Genomic DNA, 6,924 nt, shown 5'->3' on the forward strand with positions numbered 1-6,924 from the left:
GGGCGGCGCGCTCGCGCTGCCGCCCGCCGCGAGTGACGTACGCCCCGCAGGCCCCGGCGGCCTGGAGCCGGCCGCGCTGCCCGGTGGCGGGCTCAGCCCGGTCGGGCCGGGCGCTGCCGGCCGGCCGGCGAACGCCGCCGAGCAGGCGGGTGGCGACCCGCGTGCCGGCGGTTGGGCCGCCGTGCCGGACGGCGGGCCCGCGGCGCCCGCGGCCGGCCCGCACGAGATCGAGCCCGCTCAGGGCACCGGGCGGCGCCGGGCCAGGCGGGCCCTGACCGAGACGCCGGAGCGGCCCGTACCGCAGCAGGGCGTGCCGCAGGACGGCGGCGGTCAGCAGGGCCCCGGCGGGCCGGCGGGCCAGCAGCAGCGCGGCCAGCAGCCCGGGCAACCACAGCAGGCGCACGAGGTACCGGCCGGGCGCACCCCGTTCGCGCTGCCGCCGGCCGCGGCCGACCAGCAGCCGCAGCAGCCGCAGGGCCTCGGTCCGGCTGCGGCGCTGCCCGCGCAGGGCGGGTACGCGGCGGCCGGCGCCCCCGGCGGGGTGCCGGGCGGTGCGCAGGCTAGCGGGGGGCACCGGGCGGCTCCCGCGGGTGACGGCCAACCGGCCGGCGCCGACGGTACGCCCTGGGGCCCCGGGGTCCCGGAGCAGCGGGCCGAGGCCGCCCCCGCGTGGCCGGCGCCGGGCGAGGCCGCGCAGCAGTCGGCGGCCGGGGCGATCGGCGCTGGCGGCGCGTACGAGAACGAGGCCGGGCAGCAGGGGCAGCACGGACAGCCGTCCGTGGCTGGGGCCGGGGTCGGGGCCGGGCAGCAGTTCCCGCCGGCGCCCGGGCAGCAGCTTCCGGCGCCGCAGGGCCAGCCGGGCCAGCAGCTTCCCGCCGGCTCGGGTCAGCGGCGGGCGCGGCGTCCGCTCGCCGACGAGCAGCCGCGGCACGGCCAGCCCGGTCACAGCCAGCCAGGGCCGGGCGAGGCGCGTCCGCAGGGCGCCCCGGGCGAGCAGCCCCCGGGGCGGCGCCCGCTCGGCGACCCGAGCGCCGGCGGCGCAGGTCAGCAGGGTGGTGGCGGAGGCCAGCACGGCGGTGGCGCGGGTGCGCACGGCGGTGGCGCGGGCCAGCAGGTCGGTGGCGCGGGCCAGCAGGTCGGTGGCGATGCGGCTCGCGCGGGCGGCGCGTGGGCCGGTCCCGGCGCGCTGCCCGGCGGCCAACAGCAGCCCGGTGGCCCGCCACCCGGTGAGCCGCAGCCCACCGCACCGAACCACCCCGCCGGCCCCGCCCACCCGCACCAGCCGGCCCACGGCACCCCGGCGCACGGCAACACGGCCCACGGCGGCCTGCCGCAGGGCGGTCCGACGCACGACACGCAGGGACGGCCGATCAGCGTGCGGACGCTGGGGCAGGGCATGCCGTTCGCGCCGGGCGCGGCCGATCCGGCCCAGGCGCAGCAGCCGCACCTGCCGGCCGCGGCCGGCGGTCAGCCGCCGCACGGCGCCGGCCAACAGCCCGGGCACCCGGGTCAGCCGGGACAGCCGGGACAGCCGGCCGTGGCCCACCCCGGCCAGCCGGGCGGTCCGGGCCAGCCGGGCCAGCCAGGTCTGCCGGGTCAGCCGCCCGGGGGCGCGGTGGCCGGTTCGGGGCGGCGGCGGAAGCTCGCGGCCCGCGGCGACGCCGCGCACCCGGACCAGGGCGGCCCCGAGACCCCCGGCGACGTCGCAGGTCAGCCGGGTGGCGGGGCGCTTTCGGCGGGCCGTGCACCGGCGCTCCCGCAGCAGCCGCACCGCGCGCCCCAGCCGATGCCGCAGCCCCAGCCGCACGCGGGGCAGCCGCAGCAGCGGTTGGCCTCCGGCGCCGGCCGCGCCTTCGCCATCGGCGCGCCGGACGAAGGCGCGGAGGGGCCGGAGCCGTTGGACGGGCCGAACGGTGCGGTCGAGGTCGTCGACGACCACCGCCCGCCGATGGACGACGAACTGCCGCCCGAGCCGCTCGACAACCCGCGCCGGCTGCTGGTCTGGCCGGCGCCCGACATGTCCACGCAGCAGGCGCTGAGCGACCGCGGCTACCGGCCGGTGATCGTGCACTCGCGCGAGGAGGTCGACGCGCAGATCGCCGCGTACCCGGCGGCGCTCTTCGTCGACCCGCTGACCGGCCCGATCACCCGGACCGCGCTCCAGTCACTGCGTACCGCGGCGGTCGCGGCCGAGGTCCCGGTGCTGGTGACGGCCGGGCTCGGGCAGGCGACCCGGGAGGCGGCGTACGGGGCTGACCCGGCCATCCTGCTGAAGGCGCTGGCCCCGCGGGACAGCGAGCAGCACCCGCCGCGGGTACTGCTGATCGAGGAGCACGAGCCGATCGCCAGTGCGCTGACGGCGACGCTGGAGCGGCGCGGCATGCAGGTCGCCCGCGCGGACACCGACGCGGACGCGGTCAACCTGGCCGCGCAGACCCGGCCCAACCTGGTGGTCATGGACCTCATGCAGGTGCGCCGCCGGCGCGCCGGCATCGTGGACTGGCTCCGCGGCAACGGCCTGCTCAACCGCACCCCGCTGGTCGTCTACACCTCGGCCGACATCGACCCCGGCCAACTCCCCCACCTCAGCTCCGGCGAGACCGTGCTCTTCCTCGCCGAGCGCTCCACCAGCCCCGAGGTCCAGGGCCGGATCGTGGACCTGCTGGCGAAGATCGGGACGAACTAGCGGATCAGCAGCCTGCTGCCCCGCCCCCGGCCCGCGCCCCCGATCGCCTCCGCGGGCCGGGCTTCGGTTCCCCGGGCTTGATCTGGTGATCCATGCCTTGACCCGGCCCTTGCCCCGGTCCGGGCGCCAGCCAACCGCCGGCCGTGACCGCGAAGGGTTACGGGCGCGAGGCACCAGGGTGGGAGGGGCCTGTGGCCGTGGGGGTGGGTGCCTCCGTGGATGTGGGTGTGGGTGCGGCCCGTGGGTGCGGGTGTGGGTGTGGGTGTGCACAGGCTGTTTGCGTACGGGCTGGCGCGTACGAGCTGATGCGCACGGATGTGGGTGGGTGTGTGGGTGTGGGTGTGGGTGGGTTGTCGCGTACGGGTGCGGGTGGGTGTGGGCAAGCACGTACTTCTACGGCTGTGAGCGCGTCCCCCGTACGCCCGTGAGTGGGGCGGCCCGCGGCCCGCGGGAGAAAATTCCTGCGGGCGGCCGTGGGGTCGCTGTTAGCCTGCCGGTATGCAGCAAATGTTGCTCTTCCTCTGATCGGGCCGGTGGCCCACCCGGCGTCCCCCGCCGCGTACTGACGCGGTTGGCGCCGGGGGCCTGACGTTGCCCGCGGTCCCGCCCGTTTCCAGGCCCGGACCGGTTGTCAGGTGAAGGCCCGCGCCCCACCCCGCCCAGCGTGGCGGTCGCGCGCGCCTCCTGCCGGAGGAAGAGACACCATGCCCACCCTTGCCCTGCCTGCCCGCGCGCGGGCCCAGTTGACCTGTGCCGACATCCGCGTGGAGCGGGGCGGCCGGACCGTACTGCACGACGTCGAACTGACCGTCTCACCGGGGACGCGCTGCGGCGTGGTCGGGGAGAACGGTCGCGGCAAGTCGACGCTGCTGCACGTGCTGGCCGGCACGCATGAGCCCGACGCGGGGAGCGTGCACCGCGTCGGCACCCTCGCGCTGGCCGAGCAGGAGATGCCGGTCGACGCCGAACGCACCGTCGGCGACCTCATCGACGACCACCTGGCCGCGGCCCGTACCGCGCTGCGGCACCTCGACGCGGGTGCGGCGGCGCTCGCCGACGGGCTGCCCGGCGCCGAGGCCGCGTACGCGCGGGCCCTGGAGGCGGCGCAGGCGCTGGACGCCTGGGACGCCGACCGGCGGGTGACGGTCGCGCTCGCCGGGCTCGGCGCCGTCAGCGACCGGGACCGCCCGCTGCACACCCTCTCCGTCGGCCAGCGCTACCGGGTCAGGCTGGCCTGTCTGCTCGGCGCCGACGACGACTTCCTGCTGCTCGACGAGCCGACCAACCACCTCGACCTGGCCGGGCTCGACTTCCTCACCGCACGGCTGCGCGCGCACGCCGGCGGCGTCGTCGTGGTCAGCCACGACCGGGCGCTGCTCGCCGACGTGGCGACCACGGTGCTCGACCTGGACCCCAGCCGCGACGGCCGGCCGCGCGGCTACGGCGGCGGGTACGCCGGCTACCGCGCCGGTCGGGCGGCCGAACTGGCCCGCTGGGAGGCCGAGTACGAGCTGCAACAGGCCGAGCGGCAGCGGCTGCAACAGGCCCTGTCGGAGGCGCAGAACCGGCTGACCACCGGATGGCGGCCGGCCAAGGGCACCGACAAGCACGGGCGGGCCACCCGGGCCGGTGCGCTGGTCCGCTCCGTGCACCGGCGGCGCAGCGACCTGGAGCGGCACCAGGTCACCGCGCCCGCGCCGCCGCGCCGCTTCGCCCTGCCCGAACTGCCCAGCAGGCCGGGCACGGTGCTGCTCGCCGCGGCCGGGGTGACCGTGCCCGGGCGGCTCGACCGGCCCGCCGACCTCGCGGTGTCATCGGGCGACCGGCTCGTGGTCACCGGCCCGAACGGGGCGGGCAAGTCGACGCTGCTGTCCGTACTGGCCGGTCGGCTCGCACCGGGTACGGGCCGGGTGCAGCGGGCGCCCGGCGTCCGGCTGCACCTGCTCGGCCAGGAGACGCAACGGGCCGGCGCGCAGCGTGCGTACGACCTCTACCAGGCGCACACCGCGCGCCTGGTGAGCGCCGGGGTGCTGGCGGCGGACGAGGTGGTGGGGCTCGGGGCGCTGGGGCTGCTCGACGCGTACGACGCGGGTCGGCCGGTGGCCGAACTGTCGATGGGGCAGCAACGCCGCCTCGACCTCGCGCTGGCGCTCGCGGCCCGGCCGCACGTCCTGCTGCTCGACGAGCCCACCAACCACCTGTCCATCGCCCTGGTCGACGAGCTCACGGAGGCGCTGCGGGCCACCGCGGCGGCCGTCGTACTCGCCACCCACGACCGGCAGTTGCAGCGGGACCTGGCCGACTGGCCGAGGCTGGCGCTGGGCGGCCGGCCGGCTGGGGGGTGAGGGTGGTCGGCGGCTGAGGTGGGTGGCCGGTTGCGGTAGCTGGTCGCCGCGGGGTGGCTGGTGAGTGGGGGCACTGGTCGTACGGGGTGGTCGCCGCGGGCCGGCCGCCCGGGCCAGCTACTCCGGGGCCGGCCGCCCCGGATTGTTCACCGGGCCGGCGACTGCTTGCGGAACAATCGCGCGCGCCGTGTGCTGGGTTGCGGCAGCCGCGGGGCGCCGACGCCCGGCGTCGGCCGCCGCACCGCAGACCACGCCCGGGGGGGGGGATGGCTCGGGCGGTGTCCGCCGTCGGCCGGGGAGGCAACGGCGGGCCCCACGCGACTGCCCGGCCGGGCGGCGGGGCCTCAGGGCTCCGGCCCCGCCGCACCGAAGCCGAAGTCGGAGTCGGGGCCGGGGCCGGGGCCGAAGCCGGGCCCGACCCGCCGTGCCCGCCCCCGCCGCTCCCACCACACCCACCCCCACCAGGCCCGTGACCCGTCCCCACACCCCTGCGCCACAGTGCCCCTGCACACCGCACCGCAGCACACCGCACACTCGCCCCAACCCACCCCACCCAGCAGCACAGTTCAGAAGGGGAAGAGACTCCCATGGCCCAAACCTTCACGCGGCGCAGCCGTACGGCGCTGGCCGCCGCCACGGCGCTCGCCGCCTCGCTCGCCGCGTTCAGTGCCACGCCGAGCGCCGCCCGGGCTGCCGATGCGGAGATCACGCCGGGCGCGTCCGCCGTGACCGCGAGCACCAGCGACGAGAACGTGCCGGCCGGCGCGGTCGACGGCGACCTCGACACCCGTTGGTCGGGCGAGGGCGACGGGGCCTGGCTCCAGCTCGACCTCGGGGCGGCCAAGTCCGTCAACGAGGTCAAGCTCGCCACCTACCGCGGCGACAGCCGCCGCAACCTCTTCCAGCTCCAGTACTGGACCGGCTCGTCCTGGCAGACCATCGTCGACGGCCGCAGCAGCGGCACCGGCAAGGGCCTGGAGTCCTTCGCCTTCGACGCCGTGACGACCTCGAAGATCCGTTACGTGGGCCACGGTTACCAGGGCGTGGGCGGCGCCGACGACGGGGCGTGGAACAGCCTCACCGAGGTCGAGGTGTGGGGCGCGGCCGGCGGTGACGACGGCGGGGGCGACGACGGCGGCACGGCCAAGGTCCCGGCCGACGTGCTCGACCTGACCAACTGGAAGCAGACCCTGCCCATCGGCGAGGCCGGGCACCCCACCGAGATCCAGCAGCCCGCGCTGGACACGTACTCCCACGACCCGTACTTCAAGGTGGTCGAGGGCGGCAAGGCCGTGCAGTTCCAGGCTCCGGTCAACGGCGTGACCACCAGCGGTTCGAAGAACCCGCGCTCCGAGCTGCGGGAGATGAAGAACGGCGGTAAGGACAAGGCGAGTTGGTCGGCGACGTCGGGCACCCACACGCTGACCGTGCGGGAAGCCTTCACCCACCTGCCGGAGAAGCGGCCGTACGTGGTGGGCGCCCAGATCCACGGGGGTGACGACGACGTCACCGTGTTCCGGCTTGAGGGCACCAAGCTCTACGTCACCAAGGGCGACACCACGCACCATCAACTGGTCGACGCCAACTACAAGTTGGGGACCGTCTTCGAGGCCAAGTTCGTCGTGAAGGACGGCAAGGTCAAGGCGTACTACAACGGCGAGCTGAAGACGACGATCGCGTACACCGGCTCCGGCAACTACTTCAAGGCCGGCGCCTACACCCAGGCCAACTGCACCAACTCCGACCCCTGCTCGTCCAGCAACTACGGCGAGACCCGCATCCACGAACTGAAGGTCCAGCACTCCTGAGCCCGGCTGCCCGTTCGCGGAACCTCTGCGGGCCGCCCCCCGGGCGGGCAGTCGTACGGTGGGCCGGCGCCGGCAACCCTGGCGC

2 protein-coding genes and 1 pseudogene are annotated in these 6,924 nt (G+C 76.8%); all 3 read left to right on the top strand.

All coding sequences use genetic code 11. The annotated features are described in order from the left end of the window. Positions 1 to 2,686, top strand: a pseudogene (locus ACMA1D_RS05975) (histidine kinase); the annotation flags it as partial. Between the two features lie 704 nt (positions 2,687 to 3,390). Further along, on the top strand, positions 3,391 to 5,031 hold the full coding sequence (locus ACMA1D_RS05980; protein ID WP_414722816.1) for an ATP-binding cassette domain-containing protein: 1,641 nt from the start codon (positions 3,391 to 3,393) through the stop codon (positions 5,029 to 5,031). A 587-nt stretch (positions 5,032 to 5,618) separates the two neighbouring features. After that, complete coding sequence (locus ACMA1D_RS05985; protein WP_414722817.1) at positions 5,619 to 6,839, top strand: polysaccharide lyase family 7 protein; 1,221 nt, start codon at positions 5,619 to 5,621, stop codon at positions 6,837 to 6,839. Positions 6,840 to 6,924: the final 85 nt, after the last annotated feature.

This window comes from Streptomyces sp. 796.1, assembly GCF_047525675.1.
Taxonomy (GTDB): domain Bacteria; phylum Actinomycetota; class Actinomycetes; order Streptomycetales; family Streptomycetaceae; genus Streptomyces.

Excerpts from the sequence above, each read along its gene's own strand:
- ACMA1D_RS05980 (WP_414722816.1), top strand. The coding sequence starts at position 3,391 with ATGCCCACCCTTGCCCTGCCTGCCCGCGCGCGGGCCCAGTTGACCTGT.
- ACMA1D_RS05985 (WP_414722817.1), top strand. The coding sequence starts at position 5,619 with ATGGCCCAAACCTTCACGCGGCGCAGCCGTACGGCGCTGGCCGCCGCC.